The 23,300-nt window shown below is 70.3% G+C and carries 18 protein-coding genes; 17 read left to right on the plus strand and 1 reads right to left on the minus strand.

Translation table 11 applies throughout. From position 1 onward, the window contains the following. The first annotated feature begins 48 nt into the window (after window positions 1-48). From ACZ60W_RS18030 to ACZ60W_RS18095, 14 genes are all read left to right on the plus strand, one after another. Window positions 49-864, plus strand: a complete 816-nt coding sequence (locus ACZ60W_RS18030; RefSeq protein WP_469756292.1) for a transglutaminase domain-containing protein — start codon at window positions 49-51, stop codon at window positions 862-864. A 264-nt stretch (window positions 865-1,128) separates the two neighbouring features. Beyond that, a complete protein-coding gene (locus tag ACZ60W_RS18035) occupies window positions 1,129-3,489 on the plus strand; it encodes an ABC transporter family substrate-binding protein (RefSeq protein WP_469756293.1) in 2,361 nt (786 codons plus the stop codon). 281 nt (window positions 3,490-3,770) lie between these two features. After that, entirely contained in the window at window positions 3,771-5,672 is a 1,902-nt protein-coding gene (gene typA / locus ACZ60W_RS18040) for a translational GTPase TypA (RefSeq protein ID WP_469756294.1), read from the plus strand. Between the two features lie 479 nt (window positions 5,673-6,151). Beyond that, window positions 6,152-7,792, plus strand: a complete 1,641-nt coding sequence (locus tag ACZ60W_RS18045; RefSeq protein WP_469756295.1) for a peptide ABC transporter substrate-binding protein — start codon at window positions 6,152-6,154, stop codon at window positions 7,790-7,792. Between the two features lie 171 nt (window positions 7,793-7,963). Further along, window positions 7,964-8,896 carry an ABC transporter permease gene (locus tag ACZ60W_RS18050; RefSeq protein WP_469756296.1) on the plus strand — a complete coding sequence of 311 codons (933 nt, stop codon included), beginning with the start codon at window positions 7,964-7,966 and terminating at the stop codon, window positions 8,894-8,896. Next, window positions 8,889-9,842, plus strand: a complete 954-nt coding sequence (locus ACZ60W_RS18055) for an ABC transporter permease (protein ID WP_469756297.1) — start codon at window positions 8,889-8,891, stop codon at window positions 9,840-9,842. Before ACZ60W_RS18050 ends, ACZ60W_RS18055 begins: the two co-directional genes overlap by 8 nt. A gap of 14 nt (window positions 9,843-9,856) precedes the next feature. Continuing rightward, window positions 9,857-10,915 (plus strand): ABC transporter ATP-binding protein, encoded by a 1,059-nt coding sequence (locus ACZ60W_RS18060; protein ID WP_469756298.1) that lies wholly within the window; start codon window positions 9,857-9,859, stop codon window positions 10,913-10,915. Further along, window positions 10,908-11,996, plus strand: a complete 1,089-nt coding sequence (locus ACZ60W_RS18065) for an ABC transporter ATP-binding protein (RefSeq protein ID WP_469756299.1) — start codon at window positions 10,908-10,910, stop codon at window positions 11,994-11,996. Before ACZ60W_RS18060 ends, ACZ60W_RS18065 begins: the two co-directional genes overlap by 8 nt. A gap of 158 nt (window positions 11,997-12,154) precedes the next feature. Beyond that, a complete protein-coding gene (locus ACZ60W_RS18070) occupies window positions 12,155-13,783 on the plus strand; it encodes a peptide ABC transporter substrate-binding protein (RefSeq protein ID WP_469756300.1) in 1,629 nt (542 codons plus the stop codon). An 85-nt stretch (window positions 13,784-13,868) separates the two neighbouring features. Further along, entirely contained in the window at window positions 13,869-14,792 is a 924-nt protein-coding gene (locus tag ACZ60W_RS18075) for an ABC transporter permease (protein ID WP_469756301.1), read from the plus strand. Next, window positions 14,785-15,771, plus strand: a complete 987-nt coding sequence (locus tag ACZ60W_RS18080) for an ABC transporter permease (RefSeq protein ID WP_469756302.1) — start codon at window positions 14,785-14,787, stop codon at window positions 15,769-15,771. Before ACZ60W_RS18075 ends, ACZ60W_RS18080 begins: the two co-directional genes overlap by 8 nt. A 7-nt stretch (window positions 15,772-15,778) precedes the next feature. Next, on the plus strand, window positions 15,779-16,762 hold the full coding sequence (locus ACZ60W_RS18085) for an ABC transporter ATP-binding protein (RefSeq protein WP_469756303.1): 984 nt from the start codon (window positions 15,779-15,781) through the stop codon (window positions 16,760-16,762). Further along, complete coding sequence (locus tag ACZ60W_RS18090) at window positions 16,755-17,852, plus strand: ABC transporter ATP-binding protein (RefSeq protein WP_469756304.1); 1,098 nt, start codon at window positions 16,755-16,757, stop codon at window positions 17,850-17,852. Before ACZ60W_RS18085 ends, ACZ60W_RS18090 begins: the two co-directional genes overlap by 8 nt. Before the next feature lie 463 nt (window positions 17,853-18,315). Further along, complete coding sequence (locus ACZ60W_RS18095; RefSeq protein WP_469756305.1) at window positions 18,316-19,308, plus strand: hypothetical protein; 993 nt, start codon at window positions 18,316-18,318, stop codon at window positions 19,306-19,308. 1 nt (window position 19,309) lies between these two features. Here ACZ60W_RS18095 and ACZ60W_RS18100 read toward each other — a convergent pair whose 3' ends face one another. Further along, the gene (locus ACZ60W_RS18100; RefSeq protein WP_469756306.1) at window positions 19,310-21,466 is read right to left on the minus strand and encodes a S9 family peptidase; all 2,157 of its coding nucleotides are present in this window, start codon (window positions 21,464-21,466) and stop codon (window positions 19,310-19,312) included. 169 nt (window positions 21,467-21,635) lie between these two features. Here ACZ60W_RS18100 and ACZ60W_RS18105 point away from each other — a divergent pair, with 169 nt between their 5' ends. The 3 genes from ACZ60W_RS18105 to ACZ60W_RS18115 all read left to right on the plus strand — a co-directional run bounded on the left by ACZ60W_RS18105 (window position 21,636) and on the right by ACZ60W_RS18115 (window position 23,175). Next, entirely contained in the window at window positions 21,636-21,830 is a 195-nt protein-coding gene (locus ACZ60W_RS18105) for a hypothetical protein (protein WP_033201312.1), read from the plus strand. 62 nt (window positions 21,831-21,892) lie between these two features. Further along, a complete protein-coding gene (mshB, locus tag ACZ60W_RS18110; RefSeq protein ID WP_469756307.1) occupies window positions 21,893-22,783 on the plus strand; it encodes an N-acetyl-1-D-myo-inositol-2-amino-2-deoxy-alpha-D-glucopyranoside deacetylase in 891 nt (296 codons plus the stop codon). Beyond that, on the plus strand, window positions 22,780-23,175 hold the full coding sequence (locus tag ACZ60W_RS18115) for a DUF6113 family protein (RefSeq protein WP_469756308.1): 396 nt from the start codon (window positions 22,780-22,782) through the stop codon (window positions 23,173-23,175). The genes mshB and ACZ60W_RS18115 overlap by 4 nt, the downstream gene beginning before the upstream one ends. The last annotated feature ends 125 nt before the right edge of the window (window positions 23,176-23,300 follow it).

The raw sequence follows: 23,300 nt of genomic DNA on the forward strand, positions 1-23,300 counted from the left end.
ATGGTGCCGCCGGGGCGCTCCAGCCGCCCCGCGAAGGGGGATACAGCCGTGACCAGCCGTCTTCTGATGCCGTTCCGCACCGTCGTACCCGCCCCGCACCGGGCCTTCGAGGCCGCGGACGCGGACCCGACCGCCGGGTCGACCCGGCCCACTCCCGTCGTGGACCTGACCCACCCGCGGGTCGCCGCGTTCGTGGCTCGGGTGCGGCGCGAGGCGGACGAGCGGGGTGCGGTGACCGACCGCGACCGGCTGCGGATCGCGCACGCGGCCGTCGTCACCTCCGTCCGGCCGGTCTACTCCGTCGAGGACCGGCGCCGGGTGTCGCGCACCCTGCGCCTGGGCCGCGGCTCGTGCAGCCAGCGGATGGCGGTCCTGGAGGCGGTGGCCCGCTCCCTCGGCGTGGAGACCCGGGTGCGGGGGCTGCTCGTGGACGGCGTCTTCTGGTACCCGCGCTTCCCGCGGCTGCGCCCGTTCGTGCCCGAGGAGGTCCTGCTGGCCTGGCCCGAGTTCCGCCTCGACGGCGCCTGGGTGCCGATAGCCGAACTGTTCGCGGCGCCGGGGGAGTCCGGGACGGCGTCCGACGGCGCCGCCGCCGGAGCCCCGGCCCGCCGGGACGCCGGCTTCACCAACGCCGGCCCGGAGACCCTCTTCGAGGCCGTCGCCCGGACCACCGTCGACTGGGACGCCCCGGCCGCCTGCGCCGGCACGGCCCCCTGCGACCTGTCCGCCCATCTCCGTACGGACCTGGGCCGCTTCACCTCGCGCGACGACCTCTTCGCCCGCCACGGCCAGACCCTGTGCCGCCCGGCCCGTACCCTCGCCGAACCCGTCCTCGGCCGCTGGAGCGCGGGCGCGACGGGCTGACGGTCCCCGCCCGCCCCCGTCCTCGCCCGCCCCCGTCCTCGCCTTCCCCCTCTCTTCCCCTTCCTCTCTTCTCTTCTCCTTCTCCTTCTTCTTCCGCCCGGCCTGTGCCGCTCGGCGGCCGCCGGAGCGTTGCGCCGCACGAGTGGCGTTTTCCGGACGTGCCGCCGTGTCGCGCTGGCCGAAATCACCCTGTCCTTTTCAGTGGACGAGCAATAGGTGTGATCATCTCCAAATGGAATGAATCTGGACGAAGGGGTACAAGTCATGTCCCAGATCGGCGCCCCTCGCGGGAGGACATGCTCCAGGAGCCCCCGCTCCCGCACGCTCCGCTCCGTCGCGACGCTCACCAGTGCCGTCCTCGCCGTCACCGTCCTCGCCGGCTGCAGCTCCGGCGACGAGGCCGACGAGTCCCGGGCCGCGGCCCAGGACAACGCGCCCGCCGCGCGCGACCGGGTGGCCGACGGCGGCACCGTGCGCTGGGCCGTCGACGCGCTGCCCACCACGCTCAACTCCTTCCAGGCCGACGCCGACGGCGCCACCTCCCGCATCGCCGCGGCCGTGCTCCCCTCGCTCTACACCATCGACGAGCGGGGCCGGCCACAGCGCAACCCCGACTACCTGGAGTCCGCGCAGGTCGTCGAGACCGAGCCCAAGCAGGTCGTCCTCTACAAGCTCAACCAGCAGGCGGTGTGGAGCGACGGACGCGAGATCGGGGCACCCGACTTCGTCGCGCAGTGGCGGGCCCTGAGCGGACGCGACACCGCGTACTGGACCGCCCGCAACTCCGGGTACGAGCGGATCGAGAAGATCGAGCGGGGCAAGAACGACCTGGAGGTGCGGGTCACCTTCGCCAAGCCGTACGCCGACTGGCAGTCCCTCTTCACCCCGCTCTACCCCAAGCAGGTCATGGGGTCCCCGAACTCCTTCAACGACGGGGCGCGCACCACCCTCAAGGCCACTGCAGGACCGTTTCTGTTGAAGGCGGTCGACCGCCGGACCGGCGGCGTCACCCTCACCCGAAACCCCCGCTGGTGGGGGGAGTCCGCCAAGCTCGACAGCATCGTCCTCGCCGCCGTCCCCCGAGCCGACCGGGCAGACGCCCTCGCCGCGGGCAAGCTCGACCTGGCCGATATCGACCGGCCCACCGCCGACCGGATCGCCCTCGCGCTCCGCGACGCCCGGGCCGGCCGCAACGGAGCGCAGGCGGCCCTCGCGCACGGCCCCGGCTCGGGGACCACCCCGTCCAAGGCCCTGCGCTCGTGGGCGCTGGCCCACGGCTCCGACGACGAGAAGGCGGCGGAGGTCACCGCCGCCCGGGCGAAGAACCAGCAGGCCATCGCCGCGTACGCGGCCGCCCAGGACAGCCTCGCCAAGTACGTCGTCCGCAAGTCCCTCGAACCCGCCTACACCCAGCTCTCGCTCAACGGCGAGTCCGGACCCCTCGCCGACGAGCGGGTCCGGCGGGCGGTGGCCCGCGCCATCGACCGCCAGGAACTGGCCGAATCCGTACTCAAGCCGCTCGGCCTGCCCGCGAAGCCCCCCGGCAGCCACCTCGCGCTCGCCGGGCAGGCAGCGTACGCGGACGGCAGCGACGCGCTCGGCGGCCAGGACACCAAGGAGGCCCGGGCCCTCCTCGCCGACGCGGGCTGGGTCCCCGGCGGCGCGGCCAGGAAGCCCGCGGGCACCAAGGCGGGCAGCGAGGCCGAGGAGAAGAAGAAGGGCGCGGCCAAGGAGGACCCGTCCGACGCAGGGAAGAGCGGCGACACCGCCTCCGACGAGGGCCTCTACATCGTCGGCGACGACAAGCCCGGAGAGCGCCGAGCCGCCCCCGCCGTCGGCGCCGCGGGCCCGGAGACCGGCACCGGCATCCTCGCCCCGGCCCCCGCGGCCGCCGGCCAGAGCGCCGCCCTCCTCGCCCGCGCCGAGGCGCTCGACACCGGTACGGGCGCCGCCGCCCGGGCCGGCGCCCAGGCGGCCGCCAAGCCGGACCAGGGGATGCCCGGCGCCTACGCTCCCCGCGGCACCGCCGCCCCCGTCACCGCGCCCGACGCCGCGACCGCGCTGGGCAAGGACGGCAAGGCCCTCAGCCTCCGCTTCGTCCTGCCCTCGGGCCCCGGATCCGAGTCCCTGCGCACGGTCGGCGACCGGATCGTGCGGATGCTCGACGCGGTCGGCATCCGCACCGAGGTGACCAAGGTCTCCGACGACAGCTTCTTCAAGGACCACGTCGCCTCCGGCGACTACGACCTCGCCCTGTACTCCTGGCCCGCCTCCGCCTTCCCGGCGACCGACGCCCGCCCGATCTTCGCCAAGCCCGAGCCCGCCTCGGACGGCTCGCTCCTGGTCGAGCAGAACTACTCGCGGGTCGGCACCGACCGCATCGACCAGCTCTTCGACCAGGCGGCGGGTACGCTCGACGAGGAGGAGGCCCGCGACCTCGTGCGCCAGGCCGACGCCCGGATCTGGGCCGCGGCCGGATCCATCCCCCTCTACCAGCGCCCCCAGCTCGTCGCCGCCAGGGCCGACCTGGTGAACGCCGGGGCCTGGGGTCTCGCCGCACCCCGCTACCAGGACATCGGCTTCAAGAAGCCGGAGTCCGCCCAGGGCGCCGAACGAAACCGCTGAAACCTCTGAAAACTCCGAAACCGCAGGTCACAACCTCAGAAGCAGCTCAAGTTCCTTGCCCGCCGGTGAACCCGGCGGGCAGGATCGCGTCGGCCCTTTGACCCGGTCGCACGACCCTCCCCACACCCTTGAAAACTCCCAGTAGACCCTCTCGGATCCCGGGCGGGGAAGCCCCTTGCGCGGCAGCCCCGTACCATAGGACATAGCCGTGGCGCGTCCGCCCGGCGGGCGTACGAGGAACTGACGCCGCATCCCACGATCCGAGAGAAGCGCAAGCACCCATGCCCACGCGCCACGACATCCGTAACGTCGCCATCGTCGCCCACGTCGACCATGGCAAGACGACCATCGTCGACGCCATGCTCAAGCAGGCCGGTGCCTTCGCCGCCCACCAGCAGCTCGACGACCGCATGATGGACTCGAACGACCTGGAGCGTGAGAAGGGCATCACGATCCTCGCCAAGAACACGGCGGTGAAGTATCACCCCAAGGACGGCGGGGCCCCGATCACGATCAACATCATCGACACCCCCGGCCACGCCGACTTCGGTGGCGAGGTCGAGCGCGGTCTGTCGATGGTGGACGCGGTCGTCCTCCTCGTGGACGCCTCGGAGGGTCCGCTCCCGCAGACCCGCTTCGTGCTGCGCAAGGCGCTCCAGCAGCGCAAGCCCGTCATCCTCTGCATCAACAAGACGGACCGCCCGGACTCCCGGATCGACGAGGTCGTCAACGAGACCTACGACCTCTTCCTCGACCTGGACGCGGACGAGGACCAGATCGAGTTCCCGATCGTCTACGCGTGCGGCCGTGACGGCATCGCCTCGCTGACCAAGCCGGAGAACGGCACGGTCCCGCAGGACTCCGAGAACCTGGAGCCGTTCTTCTCCGCCATCCTGGAGCACGTCCCGGCCCCGGTCTACGACGAGGAGGCCCCGCTCCAGGCCCACGTCACCAACCTGGACGCCGACAACTTCCTCGGCCGCATCGCGCTGCTCCGCGTCGAGCAGGGCGAGCTGCGCAAGGGCCAGACGGTCGCGTGGATCAAGCGGGACGGCACCATCTCCAACGTCCGCATCACCGAGCTGATGATGACCGAGGCGCTCACCCGCAAGCCCGCCGAGGTCGCCGGCCCCGGTGACATCTGCGCCGTCGCCGGTATCCCCGACATCATGATCGGCGAGACCCTGGCCGACCCGGAGAACCCGATCGCGCTCCCGCTGATCACGGTCGACCAGCCGGCCATCTCCATGACCATCGGCACCAACACCTCGCCGCTCGTCGGCCGCGGCGGCACGGGCAAGGGCGCGGACGCCAAGGCCGCGGTCAAGAACCGCAAGGTCACCGCCCGTCAGGTCAAGGACCGTCTGGACCGCGAGCTGATCGGCAACGTCTCGCTCCGTGTCCTCGACACCGAGCGCCCCGACGCCTGGGAGGTCCAGGGCCGTGGTGAGCTCGCGCTCGCCATCCTGGTCGAGCAGATGCGCCGCGAGGGCTTCGAGCTCACCATCGGCAAGCCCCAGGTCGTCACCAAGGAGGTCGACGGCAAGACGCACGAGCCCGTCGAGCGCCTCACGGTCGACGTCCCCGAGGAGCACATGGGCGCCGTCACGCAGCTCATGGGCGTCCGCAAGGGCCGCATGGACAACATGTCGAACCACGGCTCCGGCTGGGTCCGCATGGAGTTCGTCGTCCCGTCCCGCGGCCTCATCGGCTTCCGTACGGAGTTCCTGACCAACACCCGCGGCACGGGCATCGCCCACTCCATCCACGAGGGCCACGAGCCGTGGTTCGGCACCCTGACGACCCGTAACAACGGTTCGCTGGTCGCCGACCGCGCGGGCGCCGTCACCGCGTTCGCGATGACCAACCTCCAGGAGCGCGGCGTCCTGTTCACCGACCCCGGCACCGAGGTGTACGAGGGCATGATCGTCGGCGAGAACTCCCGCTCCGACGACATGGACGTGAACATCACCAAGGAGAAGAAGCTCACCAACATGCGCTCCTCCTCGGCCGATTCCTTCGAGGCGATCGTCCCGCCGCGGAAGCTGTCCCTGGAGCAGTCGCTGGAGTTCTGCCGCGACGACGAGTGCGTCGAGGTCACCCCGGAGGCCGTGCGCATCCGCAAGGTCATCCTCGACCAGAACGCGCGGGGCCGTGCGTCTTCCCGCGCCAAGAACGGCTGAGTAAGGTCGCATACGGCCGAGGACGGCGGGGTAGATCAGGGTCCTGTGATCTTCGCCGCTCCCGCCTGACGTGACGTCGGCAACAGAGCCCGGACCCCCACAGAAGCTGTGGGGGTCCGGGCTTTTCGTCAAGTCGCGTCAACTTCATTTCGGAGGCCGAGTGTCCGCATATCGGCGATCGCTCTCCGGTACGTGTGTTAACAGTCCGTTTCGGGCGTGTCTGTCTGTGCTCAGTTTGTCCGGATTTCGGTCTCCAGGGCCCTGGTGATGTTGTCAAAACGAGACCACTTAAGTGTGGTTTACAGCCCGGACGTACTTAATAGTTGGCTCCATTGAGCTCGGGTCAATGGGTCACGCACTGTGGGGAGTGCCGACTCACGAGCACACTCGGGGTACTTGAGTCCAAAGCCGTCAGGGGTGTCGGCCGAACTCGGAGTGCCCCTCTTGTAGCGACAAAGTGGACTCATGAGGAGGAACCCATGCGCGGTGCCAAGAGCGCCAAGTGGGTAACGGGCGCGATCATCGTCGCCCTTGCTGCGACCGCCTGTGGCGGGGGTAAGAGCGACGGCGGCAGTGACGCCAAGGGCGCTGTTGACCCGAACGGAATCTTCTCCATCGAGCTGGGCGAGCCTGAGAAGCCCCTGCTCACCGGTGACACGATGGAGTCCAACGGCTCCGCCGTCATGGCCGGCCTGTTCTCGACCCTGGTCGACTACAAGGCCGACGGCTCCCTCGAGATGATCAACGCCGAGTCGGTCACCACGACGGACTCGAAGACGTGGACCGTCAAGCTGAAGCCGGGCTGGACCTTCCACGACGGCACCCCGGTGACCTCCAAGTCCTACGTGGACGCGTGGAACTGGAACGCCAGCCTGAAGAACGCCCAGGGCCTCGCGTCCTGGTTCGGCGACATCAAGGGCTACGACAAGGTCCACCCCGACGCCGAGGGTGCGAAGCAGACCGCCGACAAGCTCGAGGGCCTGAAGGTCGTCGACGAGAACACCTTCACCATCGAGCTCACGAAGGCCGTTCCGTACTTCGGCCACAAGCTCGCCTACATCGTCTTCGCGCCGATGGCCGAGTCCTTCTACAAGGACCCGGTCGCCGGTGGCCAGAAGCCGGTCGGCAACGGTCCCTACAAGTTCAAGTCGTGGGACCACAAGAAGAAGATCGAGATCACCCGGTTCGACGGCTACAAGGGCCCGAACAAGGCGAAGAACGGCGGTGTGGTCTTCAAGAACTACACCACCCTCGAGGCCGCGTACGAGGACCTGAAGTCCGGCAACGTCGACGTCCTGCGTCAGATCGCGCCGAAGGACCTCCCGGTCTACCGCCAGGACCTCGGCGACCGCGCCGTGGACCAGCCGTACTCCGCGATCCAGACCATCGCCGTCGCCTTCTACGCCGACCAGTGGAAGAAGCCGAAGGCGATCGACCCGCGCGTCGTCCAGGGTCTGTCCATGGCGATCGACCGTGCCACCATCACCAAGACGGTGCTGCAGGGTACGCGTGAGCCCGCGACCGGCTGGGTCGCCAAGGGTGTCCTGGGCTTCCAGGAGGACGGTGGCGCCGGCGTCACCAAGTTCGACCCGGCGAAGGCCAAGGAGCTCATCAAGGCCGGCGGCGGCGTCCCCGGCAACAAGATCTCCATCCAGTTCAACGCCGACGGTGGCCACAAGGAGTGGGTGGACGCTGTCTGCAACTCCATCACCCAGGCCACGTCCGTCCAGTGCGTCGGCGACGGCAAGCCGGACTTCCAGGCCGACCTGACCGCTCGTAAGACCAAGCAGGTCAAGTCGCTCTACCGTTCCGGCTGGGTGCTCGACTACCCGGTGAACGCCAACTTCATCTCGGACCTGTTCCGCACGGGTGCGGCCGGCAACCAGGGCGACTTCTCCAACAAGGAGCTGGACGCCAAGATCGCCAAGGCTGACTCCGCTGCCACGCTGGACGAGTCGGTCAAGCAGTTCCAGGCCATCGAGAAGGACCTGGTCAACTACATGCCGTCCATCCCGCTCTGGTACTACAAGGTCAACGCGGGCTACTCCGAGAAGGTTTCGGGCGTGGCTTACGGCCAGGACGGCGACCCGATCCTGACCGGCGTCGAGGTCAAGAAGTAATCACCCGAGCGTAGTCCGCACGCCGTCACGGGACTGACGGATCGTCAGTCCCGTCTCGGTGCCTTACGCAGTGGCTGGGGGGCCCTTCCACGACATCAGCATGCCCGGATCCGGGCATGCTGTCGGGGGAGGGCCCGTCGGCTGCGGCTGTCACATCTCAACGGAGGCATGATGGGGCGCTATGTCGCACGACGACTGCTCCAGATGATCCCGGTATTCCTCGGGACAACCCTGCTGATCTTCGCCATGGTTCACCTCCTGCCCGGTGACCCCGTGCTGGCGATGTTCGGCGACAAGGGCGCCGACCCGGCGACGCTCGCCGCGAAGCGTCACGAGCTGGGTCTCGACAAGCCGGAATGGCTGCAGTACATCCTCTACATGCGGGACATGGTCCTGCACCTGGACTTCGGTACCCAGATCCGCAACGGACTGCCGGTCACCGAGGTGCTGGGCGACGCGTTCCCCATCACCCTCCAGCTGGCCGCACTGGCCTTCGCCATCGAGCTGGTCTTCGGCATCGGCCTGGGCATCATCGGCGGTCTGCGGGCCGGCCGCCTGGCCGACAACCTGATCCTGATCTTCACCCTGCTGATCATCTCGATCCCGGTCTTCGTCCTCGGCTACATCATCAAGATGGTGTTCGCCTTCAACCTGGGCTGGATCGCGCCGAACGTCAGCACGGAACCGGTCCTGAGCGAGATGCTCGCTCCGGCCATTGTGCTCGGCGGTCTCTCCCTCGCCTATGTGGCACGGCTCACCCGTACCTCCATGGCGGAGAACCTGCGGGCCGACTACATGCGCACGGCCGTCGCCAAGGGTCTGCCGAGGCGCCGCGTCATCGGTGTCCACCTGATGCGCAACTCGATGATCCCCGTGGTCACCTTCCTCGGCACCGACATCGGCGCCCTCATGGGCGGCGCGGTCGTCACCGAGGCCATCTTCAACATCCACGGCATCGGCGGTGTCATCGCCGAGTCGATCTCCCGTCGTGAGGGTTCGACCCTGGTGGGCCTCGTCACCATCCTGGTGATCGTCTACCTCGTCACCAGCCTGCTCATCGACCTGCTGTACGCGGTCCTGGACCCGAGGATCCGGTATGCCTGACGTGACCAAGACCGCCACCGCGGCCGTCGAGGACGCCATCGCCCCGCCGTCCGTGGGCGCGGGACCGGCTCCGACGAAGGAAAAGGCCCGAAGCCTCTGGGGCGACGCCTGGGTCGACCTCCGCCGCAACCCGTACTTCATCATCTCCTCGGCGCTGATCGCGCTGCTGCTGCTGATCTCGGCGTGGCCGACCCTCTTCACCAGCGCGTCCCCGACCGCCGGTGACCTGGTCCACCACTTCCTCAGCAAGCCGGAGCTGGGCAACGTCGGTTCGCCCGAGTGGCTGGGCTACGACCAGCAGGGCCGTTCCGTCTACGCCCGACTGATCCACGGCACCCGCGCGTCGATCATCGTCGGCGTCTGCGTCACCGCGATCGTCACGATCGTCGGCGGCGTGATGGGCATGATCTCCGGCTACTTCGGCGGCTGGGTCGACGCCCTGCTCTCCCGCCTCACCGACGTCTTCTTCGGCATCCCGTTCCTGCTCGGCGCCATGGTCGTCCTGCAGGCGTTCGTCGAGCGGACCGTCTGGGTCGTCGTCTTCGCCCTCGCGTTCCTCGGCTGGACCCAGATCACCCGCGTCATGCGCGGTGCCGTGATCACGGTCAAGCAGGCCGACTACGTCCACGCGGCGAAGGCGCTCGGCGCCGGCACCACGCGGATCCTGTTCAAGCACATCCTGCCGAACGCCATGGCCCCGGTCATCGTCGTCGCGACCATCGCGCTCGGCGGCTACATCTCCGCCGAGGCGACCCTGTCCTTCCTCGGTCTGGGCCTCGCCGCCCCGACCGTCTCGTGGGGCGTCGACATCTCGGCCGGTGTCGCACAGATCCGAGTGGCCCCGCACGTCCTGCTCTGGCCCTCGATCATGCTGAGCCTCACCGTTCTGGCGTTCATCATGCTCGGCGAAGCCGTCCGCAACGCCCTCGACCCCAAGCTGCGCTGAGGAGGGCGTAAGAGATGAGCATCATCGACAAGACCGCGGCCGTCCCCGCGCCGCGAGGTGGATCCGACTCCAACGGTCCGCTGCTCGAAGTCCGTGACCTGCACGTCGAGTTCCACACCCGTGACGGTGTGGCCAAGGCGGTCAACGGAGTCAACTACTCGGTCGACGCCGGCGAGACCCTCGCCGTCCTCGGCGAGTCCGGCTCCGGCAAGTCCGTCACCGCGCAGGCCATCATGGGCATCCTCGACATGCCGCCCGGCAAGATCCCGCAGGGCGAGATCCTGTTCCGCGGCGAGGACATGCTGAAGATGTCCGAGGAGGAGCGCCGGAAGATCCGCGGCCGGAAGATCGCCATGATCTTCCAGGACGCGCTGTCCTCCCTCAACCCGGTCCTCACCGTCGGCTACCAGCTCGGCGAGATGTTCCGGGTGCACCAGGGCATGTCCAAGAAGGACGCCACGGTCAAGGCCGTCGAGCTGATGGACCGGGTGAAGATCCCCGCCGCCAAGGCGCGGGTCTCCGACTACCCGCACCAGTTCTCCGGCGGCATGCGCCAGCGCATCATGATCGCCATGGCGCTCGCCCTGGAGCCGGACCTGATCATCGCCGACGAGCCCACCACGGCTCTCGACGTGACCGTCCAGGCCCAGGTCATGGACCTCCTCGCGGAGCTCCAGCAGGAATACAACATGGGTCTGATCCTGATCACCCACGACCTCGGCGTCGTCGCCGACGTCGCGGACAAGATCGCCGTGATGTACGCCGGCCGGATCGTCGAGCAGGCGCCGGTGCACGAGCTGTACAAGCGTCCGGCCCACCCGTACACCCGTGGCCTGCTGGACTCGATCCCGCGCCTGGACCAGAAGGGCCAGGAGCTCTACGCGATCAAGGGCCTCCCGCCCAACCTGCTCAAGGTCCCCACGGGCTGCGCCTTCAACCCGCGCTGCCCCAAGGCGGACGACATCTGCCGCACGGAGATCCCGGCCCTGGTGCCGATCACCGAGCAGAACGGCGCGGACCTCCCGGGTCGCAAGAGCGCCTGCCACTTCTGGAAGGAGACGATCCATGGCTGACCTCAACAAGGACGACGAGGCCGTGGCCGCCGCCCTCGACGCCCCTGTGGGCCGTGGCGAACCGATCCTCCAGGTGCGCAACCTGCAGAAGCACTTCCCGCTGACGCAGGGCATCCTCTTCAAGAAGCAGGTCGGCGCGGTCAAGGCCGTGGACGGGGTCTCCTTCGACCTCTTCCAGGGCGAGACCCTCGGCATCGTGGGCGAGTCCGGCTGTGGCAAGTCCACGGTCGCCAAGCTCCTGATGAACCTGGAGCGGGCCACCGCCGGCGAGGTCTTCTACAAGGGCCAGGACATCACCAAGCTGTCCGGGCGCGCGCTGAAGGCGGTCCGCCGCAACATCCAGATGGTCTTCCAGGACCCGTACACCTCGCTGAACCCGCGCATGACGGTCGGCGACATCATCGGCGAGCCCTTCGACATCCACCCCGAGGTGGCCCCGAAGGGCGACCGGCGCCGCAAGGTGCAGGAGCTGCTCGACGTCGTCGGTCTGAACCCGGAGTACATCAACCGGTACCCGCACCAGTTCTCCGGCGGTCAGCGCCAGCGCATCGGCATCGCCCGCGGCCTCGCGCTCAACCCGGAGATCATCATCTGCGACGAGCCGGTCTCGGCCCTGGACGTCTCCGTCCAGGCGCAGGTCATCAACCTGATGGGGAAGCTGCAGGACGAGTTCAACCTCTCCTACCTCTTCATCGCGCACGACCTGTCGATCGTCCGGCACATCTCCGACCGCGTCGGCGTCATGTACCTCGGCAAGATGGCCGAGATCGGTACGGACGAGGAGATCTACGAGCACCCGACGCACCCGTACACCCAGGCGCTGCTCTCCGCGGTGCCGGTGCCGGACCCGGAGGCCCGCGCGCACCGCGAGCGGATCATCCTCACCGGTGACGTGCCCTCGCCGGCCAACCCGCCGTCGGGCTGCAGCTTCCGGACCCGCTGCTGGAAGGCGCAGGAGCGCTGCGCGCAGGAGGTGCCGCTGCTCGCGGTGCCGGCGCGCTTCCAGGGGCTCGACACCCCGGCGGCCCACTCCTCGGCGTGCCACTTCGCCGAGGAGAAGAACGTCGTCGGAGCGCACTGACCCATCGCGCGCATGACAGAGGGGCGCCCCCGGTCCACCAGGACCGGGGGCGCCCTTCGTCGTGGCGGCCGCCGTCCGGGTGCCTTGAAAGTGCATGACCGTCAGTATCGGGTGATATTGGGGCCTAAGTGAGACTTAGGACATACGGGAGGCACTCCATGCGCGGAGCCACGCACGCCAAGTGGGCCGCTCTGGCCACCGCCGTCGCCCTCGCGGCGACCGCCTGCGGTGGCGGTGACGACAGCGGCGGCGGCGGAGGTGCCGACGGCATCGTGAGCTCCTCGTGGGGCGACCCGCAGAACCCGCTGGAGCCCGCGAACACGAACGAGGTCCAGGGCGGCAAGGTCCTCTCCATGATCTTCCGGGGGCTCAAGCAGTACGACCCCAAGACCGGCGAGGCGAAGGACATGCTCGCCCAGAGCATCGAGACCACCGACTCGACCAACTTCACCATCACGGTCAAGGACGGCTGGACCTTCTCCAACGGCGAGAAGGTCACCGCCAAGTCGTTCGTCGACGCCTGGAACTACGGCGCCCAGCTGAAGAACAACCAGAAGAACGCCTACTTCTTCGGCCAGATCGAGGGGTACGACCAGGTCCACCCCGAGAAGGGCGAGCCGACCGCCGAGACCATGTCCGGCCTCAAGGTGACCGGTCCCCAGACCTTCACGGTCAAGCTCACCCAGAAGTTCTCCACCTGGCCCATCACCCTCGGTTACGCGGCCTTCGCGCCGCTGCCCCAGGCCTTCTTCGACGACCACGCCGGCTGGCTCTCCAAGCCCATCGGCAACGGCCCGTACACGGTCGACTCGTACTCCAAGGGCTCCCAGATGGCCCTCAAGCGGTGGGACGGCTACCCCGGCACCGACAAGGCCCAGAACGGCGGCATCACCCTCAAGGTCTACACCGACAACAACACCGCCTACACCGACCTGACGGCCGGCAACCTCGACCTCGTCGACGACGTGCCCGCCTCCCAGCTGAAGAACGTCTCCGCCGACCTCGGCGACCGGTACATCAACGTCCCGGCCGGCATCATCCAGACGCTCTCCTTCCCGTTCTACGACCCGGCCTGGAACAAGCCCGGGCAGGAGAAGCTCCGCCAGGGCCTCTCCATGGCGATCAACCGCGACCAGATCACCGAGACGATCTTCCAGAAGACCCGCACCCCCGCCGTCGACTGGACCTCTCCCGTCCTCGGCGAGGACGGCGGTTTCAAGGACGTCTGCGGCGACTTCTGCACGTACGACGCCGCCCAGGCCAAGAAGCTCGTCGCCGAGGGCGGCGGCATCCCCGGCGGCACGATGACGATCTCGTACAACGCCGACACCGGCTCCCACAAGGAGTGGGTGGACGCCGTCTGCAACTCCATCAACAACGCCCTCGGCAACAACCGGGCGTGCGTCGGCAACCCGATCGGCACCTTCGCCGACTTCCGCAGCCAGGTCAGCACGCAGAAGATGAAGGGCCCCTTCCGCGCCGGCTGGCAGATGGACTACCCGCTCATCCAGAACTTCCTTCAGCCGCTGTACTACACCAACGCCTCCTCGAACGACGGGAAGTACTCCAACCCCGAGTTCGACAAGCTGGTCGACCAGGCCAACGCCGAGTCCGACATCGCCAAGGCCGTCGGGATCTTCCAGCAGGCCGAGGGAGTCCTCCGCGACGACATGGGCGCCATCCCGCTCTGGTACCAGAACGGCAGCGCGGGCTACTCCGAGCGCGTCTCCAACGTGACCCTGAACCCCTTCAGCGTCCCCGTCTACGACCAGATCAAGGTCAACTGACGCAGCTCGTCGTCGTACGGCCCGGCCTGGCGATCACGCGCGAGAGCCGGGCCGTACGCCTTCCCCACACCCCCCGGAGCCCCTCATGGGACGTTATGTGATCCGGCGTCTGCTGCAGATGATCCCGGTCTTCATCGGCGCCACCCTGCTGATCTTCCTGATGGTCAACGTGATGGGCGACCCCATCGCCGGACTCTGCGGCGACCGCGCCTGCGACCCGTCGACCGCCGCCCAGCTGGAGAAGGAGTTCGGCCTCGACAAGCCCGTGTGGCAGCAGTACCTGATCTACATGGGGAACCTGTTCACCGGGGACTTCGGGACCGCCTTCAACGGCCAGCCGGTGACCGAACTGATGGCGAACGCCTTCCCCGTGACCATCCGCCTCACCATCGTCGCCATCCTCTTCGAGATCGTCATCGGCATCAGCCTCGGCGTGCTCACGGGCCTCAAGCGCGGACGGCCCGTCGACAGCACCGTGCTGGTCCTCACCCTGGTCGTCCTCTCCGTCCCGACCTTCGTCACCGGTCTCCTCCTCCAGCTGCTGCTGGGCGTGGAGTGGGGCTGGATCAAGCCCGCCGTCTCGCCCGAGGCCCCCTTCAGCGAACTGATCGTCCCCGGCCTCGTCCTCGCCTCGGTCTCCCTCGCGTACGTCACCCGGCTCACCCGGACCTCGATCGCCGAGAACAAGCGCGCCGACTACGTCCGCACCGCCGTCGCCAAGGGACTGCCGCGCCGCCGGGTCGTCACCCGCCACCTGCTGCGCAACTCGCTCATCCCGGTCGTCACCTTCATCGGCGCCGACATCGGCGCCCTCATGGGCGGCGCCATCGCCACCGAGCGGATCTTCAACATCCACGGTGTCGGCTACCAGCTCTACCAGGGCATCGTGCGCCAGAACACCCAGACCGTCGTCGGCTTCGTGACCGTCCTCGTCCTGGTGTTCCTCCTGGCCAACCTCCTCGTCGACCTCTTGTACGCCGTCCTTGACCCGAGGATCCGCTATGCCTGAGCCCCTTGAGCCGTTCGACCACGGACGCGCCATCGACCACACCGGAGCGGGTGGGCCCACGGACCTCGCCATGGAAGAGGGCGAGTCGCTGGAGAAGACCCCGGGCGGCCCGCTCGGCACCGGCCCCACCGGCAAGCCCCGCTCGCTCTGGTCGGACGCCTGGCACGACCTGCGGCGCAACCCCGTCTTCATCATCTCCAGCCTGATCATCCTCTTCCTGGTGATCATCGCGATCTGGCCCCAGCTGATCGCCAGCGGCGACCCGCTCCAGTGCGACCTGTCCAAGGCCCAGGAAGGCTCCCAGCCGGGCCACCCGTTCGGCTTCAACGGCCAGGGCTGCGACGTCTACACCCGCACGGTCTACGGAGCCCGGGCCTCCGTCCAGGTCGGCGTGTTCGCCACGCTCGGCGTGGCGATCATCGGCTCCCTCTTCGGCGGCCTCGCCGGCTTCTTCGGCGGCGGCTGGGACGGCGTCCTCTCCCGCGTCACCGACGTCTTCTTCGCCATCCCCGTGATCCTCGGCGGCCTCGTCCTGCTCTCCGTCGTCACCAGCACCACCGTCTGGCCCGTCATCGGCTTCATGGTGCTGCTCGGCTGGCCCCAGATCGCCCGCATCGCCCGCGGCTCGGTCATCACCGCCAAGCAGAACGACTACGTCCAGGCCGCGCGGGCGCTCGGCGCCTCCAACTCCCGGATGCTGCTGCGCCACATCACCCCGAACGCCCTCGCGCCCGTGATCGTCGTCGCGACCATCGCCCTCGGCACGTACATCTCCCTGGAGGCGACCCTGTCCTTCCTCGGCGTCGGCCTCAAGCCGCCGACCGTCTCCTGGGGCATCGACATCTCCTCGGCCTCGCAGTACATCCGCAACGCCCCGCACATGCTGCTGTGGCCCGCCGGCGCGCTGGCCATCACCGTGCTCGCCTTCATCATGCTCGGCGACGCCGTCCGCGACGCCCTCGACCCGAAGCTGAGGTAGGGAACCCATGCTGCTCGAAGTGCGCGACCTGCACGTGGAGTTCCACACCCGCGAAGGGGTGGCCAAGGCGGTCAACGGCGTCGACTACTCCGTCGACGCGGGGGAGACCCTCGCCGTCCTCGGCGAATCGGGCTCCGGCAAGTCCGTCACCGCCCAGGCCGTCATGGGGATCCTCGACGTCCCCCCGGGCAAGATCAGCCAGGGCGAGATCCTCTTCCAGGGCCAGGACCTGCTGAAGCTCAAGGAGGACGAGCGGCGCAAGATCCGCGGCGCCAAGATGGCGATGGTCTTCCAGGACGCGCTGTCCTCCCTCAACCCCGTGCTCAGCGTCGGCGACCAGCTCGGCGAGATGTTCCAAGTCCATCGCGGCATGTCGCGGAAGGACTCCCGGGCCAAGGCCGTCGAACTCATGGACCGGGTCCGCATCCCCGCCGCCAAGGAACGCGTCGGCCAGTACCCCCACCAGTTCTCCGGCGGCATGCGCCAGCGCATCATGATCGCCATGGCGCTCGCCCTCGAACCCGAACTGATCATCGCCGACGAGCCCACCACCGCCCTCGACGTCACCGTCCAGGCCCAGGTCATGGACCTCCTCGCCGAACTCCAGCGCGAGCTCAACATGGGCCTCATCCTCATCACCCACGACCTGGGCGTGGTCGCCGACGTCGCCGACAAGATCGCCGTCATGTACGCCGGCCGGATCGTCGAACAGGCCCCCGTCCACGAGATCTACAAGGCCCCCGCCCACCCCTACACCCGGGGCCTGCTCGACTCGATCCCGCGCCTGGACCAGAAGGGCCAGGAGCTCTACGCGATCAAGGGCCTCCCGCCCAACCTCCTCGCCATCCCGCCCGGCTGCGCCTTCAACCCCCGCTGCCCGATGGCCCAGGACGTCTGCCGCACCGACGTGCCCCCGCTCTACGACGTGACCGAGTCCCCGGTGAAGCGCTCCAGCGCCTGCCACTTCTGGAAGGAGTGCCTCCATGGCTGAGGCGATTCTCGAAGTCCGGGACCTGCACAAGCACTACCCGCTGACCCAGGGCATCCTCTTCAAGAAGCACGTCGGCGCCGTCAAGGCCGTCGACGGCGTCGACTTCGACCTCCACGCCGGAGAGACCCTCGGCATCGTCGGCGAGTCCGGCTGCGGCAAGTCGACCGTCGCGAAGATGCTGGTCAACCTCGAACGGCCGACGTCCGGCGAGATCCGCTACAAGGGCGAGGACATCAGCAAGCTCTCCCCGCGCGCCCTCAAGGCCGTCCGCCGCAACATCCAGATGGTCTTCCAGGACCCGTACACCTCGCTGAACCCGCGCATGACCGTCGGCGACATCATCGGCGAGCCCTACGAGATCCACCCCGAGGTGGCCCCGAAGGGCGACCGGCGCCGCAAGGTGCAGGAGCTGCTCGACGTCGTCGGTCTGAACCCGGAGTACATCAACCGGTACCCGCACCAGTTCTCCGGCGGCCAGCGCCAGCGCATCGGCATCGCCCGCGGCCTCGCGCTCCAGCCCGAGATCATCGTCGCCGACGAACCGGTCTCCGCCCTCGACGTCTCCGTCCAGGCCCAGGTCGTCAACCTCCTGGACCACCTCCAGAGCGAGTTCTCCCTCTCGTACGTGTTCATCGCCCACGACCTCTCGATCGTGCGGCACATCTCCGACCGGGTCGGCGTCATGTACCTCGGCCGGATCGTCGAGATCGGCACCGACGCCCAGATCTACGACCACCCCACGCACCCGTACACCCAGGCGCTGCTCTCCGCCGTGCCCGTGCCCGACCCCGAGGCCCGCGCCCACCGCGAGCGGATCATCCTCACCGGCGACGTCCCCTCCCCGGCCAACGTCCCCTCCGGCTGCCGCTTCCGCACCCGCTGCTGGAAGGCCCAGGAGCGCTGCACCCTGGAAGTCCCCGAACTCGCCGTCCCCGCCGTCTTCCGCCTCACCGAGAGCCCCGCCAAGCACGACTCCGCCTGTCACTTCGCCGAGGAGAAGCAGGTCGTGCCACCGGAGGAGCCGTCCCCGCCGGACGCGCCCGGAGCGGGCGGAGTGGCCGGCGCGCCCGAGGGGCCCGAAGAGCCGTAACGCGGGGGCAACTTCACGGAATCCCTTCCGATATACGGACACGGCAGGCTCGGCCCGGTACGGCCGTGCGGGTGCCGTAGGCCGGCCGGGGCGCGAGAGCACCCCGGCCGGCCCTCCCCTTTTTTGGCTCGGTTCGCCTCCGGGGCGCTGGTGCCGGGCTCACAGAGCCGGACGTGCTCGCCTCCCTCGTTCCTCGGGAGGCTGCGCGCGTCCGGCTCTGTTCCCCCGGCGCGCCCCTTCGGCTCACTCGCCCCCCTTTTTTTTGGGCTCGGTTCGCCTCCGGGGCGCTGGTGCCGGTGTCGAGGCGGCGATCGTGCTCGGCCCTCCTTCGTCGGGCCTCCGCGCGTTCGCCGCCTCGACACCGGCGCGCCCCTTCGGCTCACCTCGCCCTGGGGGCAGGTGTCATGGGGTGTACATGCGGAATCGCTTGTTTCGGTCGGTCGCGACCGTGAGTATCGGGGTCGTGACTGTGACACGACCGGCACGTCTCACGGGGGCGGCGCTCTGCGCCGGGCTCGCGCTCATCGCCGCCGTGTGGATCCTCAAGGACCTCGCGGTGCTCGGCTCGCCGGCCGATCTCGCGTGGTACTGGGCGGGGGACCACCTCTTCCTGATCCGGGGGAGGTCCGCGACCTCGCTGACCGACCCGGTGCTGCTCGTCGTGTCGGTGGCCGCGGCCGTGGCGGCGCTGAGGTCCCGGCACGCGGCGTCCGCGCTGGCGGCGACGGGGGCGGTGACGCTGGCGCTGCGGCTGCCGGGGCTGTGGGCGGCGGGGAGCGGGGTGCTGGTGACGTCGCTCGTCGAACTGGCGCTCGCCGCCGGGCTGGTCGTGACGGCCGCGGCGGGCCGGCGTCCGGCGACGGCCGCGTACGAGCGGACGCCGACGCGGCCGCGGACGGGCCGCGCCGTGGCCGCAGGGGTGCTGTTGGGGGTCGCCGCGGTCGTGGTGGCCGGGTGGGAGCTGTACTGGGCGGGGGAGCTGCCGCCGGAGATCACGGTCGACCGGCTCACCGGGGGGCGGTCGGCCGTCACGCCGGCGCTGGCACCGCCGCCGGGGTGGCTGTCGGCGGTGCTCGTGGGCCTGTACGCGACGGCCGCCGGGTCGGCCTTCGCGCGGGCCCGGCACGGCAGGGCCTTCGGGATGCTGGCGGGAGGGTTCCTGGCGGCCGTGGGGCTGGCGGAGGTGGCGAGGGACGTCCGGTACGAGTGGGTGGGCCACTTCGGCGAGCTGGCCGGCGTGCAGCAACTGAGCGTGCTCACCGCCGCCTTCGGGCTGCTGGGCGGCCTCGCGGTGCTCGTGCTGCTCGCGGCGGCCGGCGCCCCGGCGGCGGAGACGGCCCCGTTCGGGTCGTACGGGCCGTACGGAGGGCCGCCCGGGGCGGGCCCGTACGGTGCGTACGGGCCGCCCGGGACGCTGCCTCCGGCGCCGCCGTCCCCGCCGCCGCCCGGCTGGTGAGTCAGCCGGCGAGGGAGCGGCGGAGGAAGTCGACCTGGAGCAGGAGGAGGTTCTCCGCCACCTGCTCCTGGGGCGTCATGTGGGTGACGCCGGAGAGGGGCAGCACCTCGTGCGGGCGGCCCGCCGCGAGAAGGGCGGAGGAGAGCCGCAGCGCGTGGGCGACGACGACGTTGTCGTCGGCGAGGCCGTGCACGATCATCATCGGCCGGGCCGGTCCCCCGGCGGCGGTGAGCCCGTCGTCGCCGATCAGCGACTGCGAGGCGTAGACGCCGGGTTCGGCCCCGGGGGTGCCCAGGTAGCGCTCGGTGTAGTGGGTGTCGTACAGCCGCCAGTCCGTCACCGGCGCCCCCACGACCGCGGCGTGGAAGACGTCGGGCCGCTGGAGCACCGCGCGGGCCGCCAGGTAGCCGCCGAAGGACCAGCCGCGCACCGCGACCCGGTCCAGGTCCAGCGGGAACCGCCCGGCGAGCGCGTGGAGCGCGTCCACCTGGTCGTCGAGCGCCGGCGTCAGGTCGCGCAGGAGGGCCTTCTCCCAGGCGGGGGAGCGGCCCGGCATGCCCCGGCCGTCGGCGACGATCACCGCGAAGCCCTGGTCGGCGAACCACTGGGAGGTCAGGTACGGCTGGTGCGCGGCGAGCACGCGCTGCCCGTGCGGACCGCCGTACGGGTCCATCAGCACCGGCAGCGGCCCGTCGCCCTCCGCGTACCCGGACGGCAGCAGCACCGCGCAGGGAATCCGCCGGGCGCCCGCCTCCGTCAGCCGCACCCGGGCCGTGGTCCCCGGCCGCTCGGCGTACGACGCCACCACCGCGACCTGCTCGCCGTCGCGCAGCACCCGCGCCACGCTGCCGGGCTCGTCCGGCCGCGCCGACACCAGGACCGTCACCGCCCCCGCGCGCACCGCCCCGTGCACCCCGGCGCCCGAGGAGACCCGCTCGGCGCCGTTCCCGGCCGTCACCCGGTACACGTGGATCTCGCCGGTCTCCGGGGCCGCGGCTGCCTCGCCCGCCGACGCGGACACGAGGACGTCGTCCGCGCCGACGTCCAGCACCGCCCGCACGTGCAGGTCGGCGCCCGTCCACGGGGCGTCCCCCACGGCCAGGGCGCGGGCCCCGCTGTCGTCGGCGACCCGGACGAGCTCCCCGCCCGGCCCCCACGCCGGGACACCCCGGTGCAGCTCCAGCCAGGCCGGATCGGTCTCCGTGCGGACGGCCGAGGTCCGCCCCGACCCCGGGTCGACGGAGAGGTACACCTGTTCCCGCTGGTCGCGCGACTGCACCAGGAGCAGCGGGGCCCCGGCGGCGGACCAGTGCGCCCGCGCCAGGTACGGGTGGCGCTCGCGGTCCCAGACCACCTCGGTCCGCGCCCCGTCGAGGTCCACCAGGAACAGCCGCACCTCCGCGTTGGCCGTCCCGGCCGCCGGGTACCTCACCCGCTGCGGCTCCCGCTCCGGGTGCGCCGGGTCCGCGATCCACCACCGCCGCACCGCCCGGTCGTCCGCCCGCGCCACGAGCAGTCGGTCCCCGCTCGGGGACCACCAGTACCCGCGGTCGCGGCCCATCTCCTCGGAGGCGATGAATTCGGCCAATCCATAGGAGACGTGATCGTCCTCCGGAGCGGCCAGCTCACGGTCGCTCGAACCGTCCGCGCCGACCACCCGCAACGCGCCCCCGGTCACGTACGCGACGAGCCGTCCGTCCGGCGAGGGGCGGGGGTCCATCACCGGTCCCGGCACCGGCAGCTCCCGCGCCGTCCCGGCCCGCAGCTCCGCCGCGAACAGCCGCCCCGACAGGGCGAACGCCGCCAGTTCCACCGCCCCGTCCACCGCGTACCCGACGATGCCGCCCGAGCCCTCCCGGCTCCGTTCCCGGCGCGCCCGCTCCTCCGGGGACAGCTCCTCCTCGGCGCCCGCGAGCAGCACCCCGGGATCGGCCGCCGTCCGCTCCGCCGGCGTCCCGCCCGGCGGGAGGTCGAGCACCCACAGCCGGTGGGAACGGTCGGTGCCCGAGCCGGAGCGGACGAACACCACCCGCTCGCCGTCCGGGGAGACCGAGAAGCCGCGCGGAGCGCCCAGGGTGAAGCGCTGTGTCCGGGCGAGCCTGCGGGGGAAGGAGAGCGGGGCCGGGGGTGTGGCCGGCTGCTGTCGAGTCGAGGTCATGCGGCCGAAAGTAGCGCTGTGCGCCCCCCGCGTGCCTCCGTCCGCCGATCGATGCGATGGCACGGATAGTTATGATCCGTAGCGCTAGGTGGGTATGTACCCGACTGGCACATGCGCGCTGCCCTGTCCGATCGAATATCCGACCGAAGAAGTGTGGAGGTGAACCGCCGTGGCACTCTCGATTTCGGCGGTGGTGCTGCTGGCGATCGTCGTCTTCCTGCTGATCCGGAAATCCGGGCTGAAGGCTGGACATGCGGCGGTCTGCGCGCTCCTGGGCTTCTACCTGGCGAGCTCGTCCATGGCCTCGTCCATCAGCACCCTCACGACGAACGTGGCGGGGATGATCGGCGGCCTCAAGTTCTGACCCCGCGGGGGTTCCCCGGAGGGTTCGGGGCTCGCGCGGGAGGGGTCTCGTAGGGTGGGGACATGACCGATCTCCCCGCCCGTCGTCTGCTCCTCGTGCACGCGCACCCGGACGACGAGTCGATCAACAACGGCGCCACCATGGCCAGGTACGCGGCCGAGGGCGCCCTTGTCACCCTGGTCACCTGCACCCTCGGCGAGGAGGGCGAGGTCATCCCGCCCGACCTCGCCCATCTGGCCCCGGACCGCGAGGACCGGCTCGGCCCGCACCGCGTCGGCGAACTCGCCGCCGCCATGCGCGAGCTGGGCGTCGCCGACCACCGCTTCCTCGGCGGCCCCGGGCGCTTCCGCGACTCCGGGATGATGGGCGCCGAGCAGAACGAGCGGGACGGCGCCTTCTGGAACACCGACGTCGACACCGCCGCCCCGTACCTCGTGGAGGTGATCCGGGAGACCCGTCCGCAGGTCCTCGTCACCTACGACCCCGACGGCGGGTACGGCCACCCGGACCACATCCAGGCCCACCGCGTCGCCACCCGGGCCGCCGAGCTCGCCGCCGACCCCGCGTACCGGCCCGACCTCGGCGCCGCCCACACGATCGCCAAGATCTACTGGAACCGCGTCCCGCGGCCCGTCGCCGAAGCCGGCTTCGCCCGGCTGCGCGCCGAGGGCTCCGCCTTCCCGGCCGTCGCCGCGATCGACGACGTTCCCGGCGTCGTCGAGGAGGACCGCATCACCGCCGAGATCCAGGCGTCCCCCGGGCACGCGGACCGCAAGCGCGCCGCGATGGCCGCGCACCTCACCCAAGTCGCCGTCGACGGTCCGTTCTTCGCGCTCTCCAACGACCTCGGCCAGCCGATCCTCACCACCGAGTACTACGAGCTGGTCCAGGGCACTCCCGGCGCCCCCGCCGGCGTCCGCGAGACCGACCTCTTCGCGGGGGTGACCGCGTGACCGCCGCCGCCCCGGCCCGGAAGCCCGCCCCGGCGCCCGGACCGTCCGCAGCCGTCCGGTATGCCTGGTACGCCGGGCTGTTCGTCCTCGGCCTCCTCGTCGGCACCGCCGGCTCCCTCGTCCAAGCCGCCTGGTTCCCCGGCGGCTTGCTCCTCGGCCTCCTCGCCACCGCCGCCCTCTTCTACGGGGGGCTGCGGGCCGCCGGCACCCAGCTCGCCGTCGTCGCCGCGGGCGCCGGCTGGCTCATCGCCGTCGTCGTGCTCAGCCTCGGACGCCCCGAGGGTGACGGGGTGTTCGCCGGAGGCGTCGGCGAGCTGCTCTTCCTCTTCGGCGGCATGGCGGCCGCTGTGATGTGCACCACGCTGGCCCGGCTGGTGCGACCGGCCCCGTGAACAGCACGACTTGAGTCCGGGGACGTCCCGACTTCGGCCGTAATGCCCGACGTACGTCCCCCGGGGGTCGGGTAAGAAGGGGCGGCGGCCAGTATGGTGGTGCGCGCCGCCGAACCGCCCGGGTA

The sequence above is a fragment of the Streptomyces sp. NPDC104202 genome (assembly GCF_055584185.1).

Bases quoted from the DNA above. Each gene is read 5' to 3' on its own strand.
- ACZ60W_RS18045 (WP_469756295.1), top strand. From the start codon at position 6,152: ATGCGCGGTGCCAAGAGCGCCAAGTGGGTAACGGGCGCGATCATCGTC.
- ACZ60W_RS18085 (WP_469756303.1), top strand. From the start codon at position 15,779: ATGCTGCTCGAAGTGCGCGACCTGCACGTGGAGTTCCACACCCGCGAA.
- ACZ60W_RS18090 (WP_469756304.1), top strand. From the start codon at position 16,755: ATGGCTGAGGCGATTCTCGAAGTCCGGGACCTGCACAAGCACTACCCG.
- ACZ60W_RS18080 (WP_469756302.1), top strand. From the start codon at position 14,785: ATGCCTGAGCCCCTTGAGCCGTTCGACCACGGACGCGCCATCGACCAC.
- ACZ60W_RS18050 (WP_469756296.1), top strand. From the start codon at position 7,964: ATGGGGCGCTATGTCGCACGACGACTGCTCCAGATGATCCCGGTATTC.
- mshB (WP_469756307.1), top strand. From the start codon at position 21,893: ATGACCGATCTCCCCGCCCGTCGTCTGCTCCTCGTGCACGCGCACCCG.
- typA (WP_469756294.1), top strand. From the start codon at position 3,771: ATGCCCACGCGCCACGACATCCGTAACGTCGCCATCGTCGCCCACGTC.
- ACZ60W_RS18065 (WP_469756299.1), top strand. From the start codon at position 10,908: ATGGCTGACCTCAACAAGGACGACGAGGCCGTGGCCGCCGCCCTCGAC.
- ACZ60W_RS18035 (WP_469756293.1), top strand. From the start codon at position 1,129: ATGTCCCAGATCGGCGCCCCTCGCGGGAGGACATGCTCCAGGAGCCCC.
- ACZ60W_RS18100 (WP_469756306.1), bottom strand. From the start codon at position 21,466: ATGACCTCGACTCGACAGCAGCCGGCCACACCCCCGGCCCCGCTCTCC.
- ACZ60W_RS18070 (WP_469756300.1), top strand. From the start codon at position 12,155: ATGCGCGGAGCCACGCACGCCAAGTGGGCCGCTCTGGCCACCGCCGTC.
- ACZ60W_RS18055 (WP_469756297.1), top strand. From the start codon at position 8,889: ATGCCTGACGTGACCAAGACCGCCACCGCGGCCGTCGAGGACGCCATC.
- ACZ60W_RS18060 (WP_469756298.1), top strand. From the start codon at position 9,857: ATGAGCATCATCGACAAGACCGCGGCCGTCCCCGCGCCGCGAGGTGGA.
- ACZ60W_RS18075 (WP_469756301.1), top strand. From the start codon at position 13,869: ATGGGACGTTATGTGATCCGGCGTCTGCTGCAGATGATCCCGGTCTTC.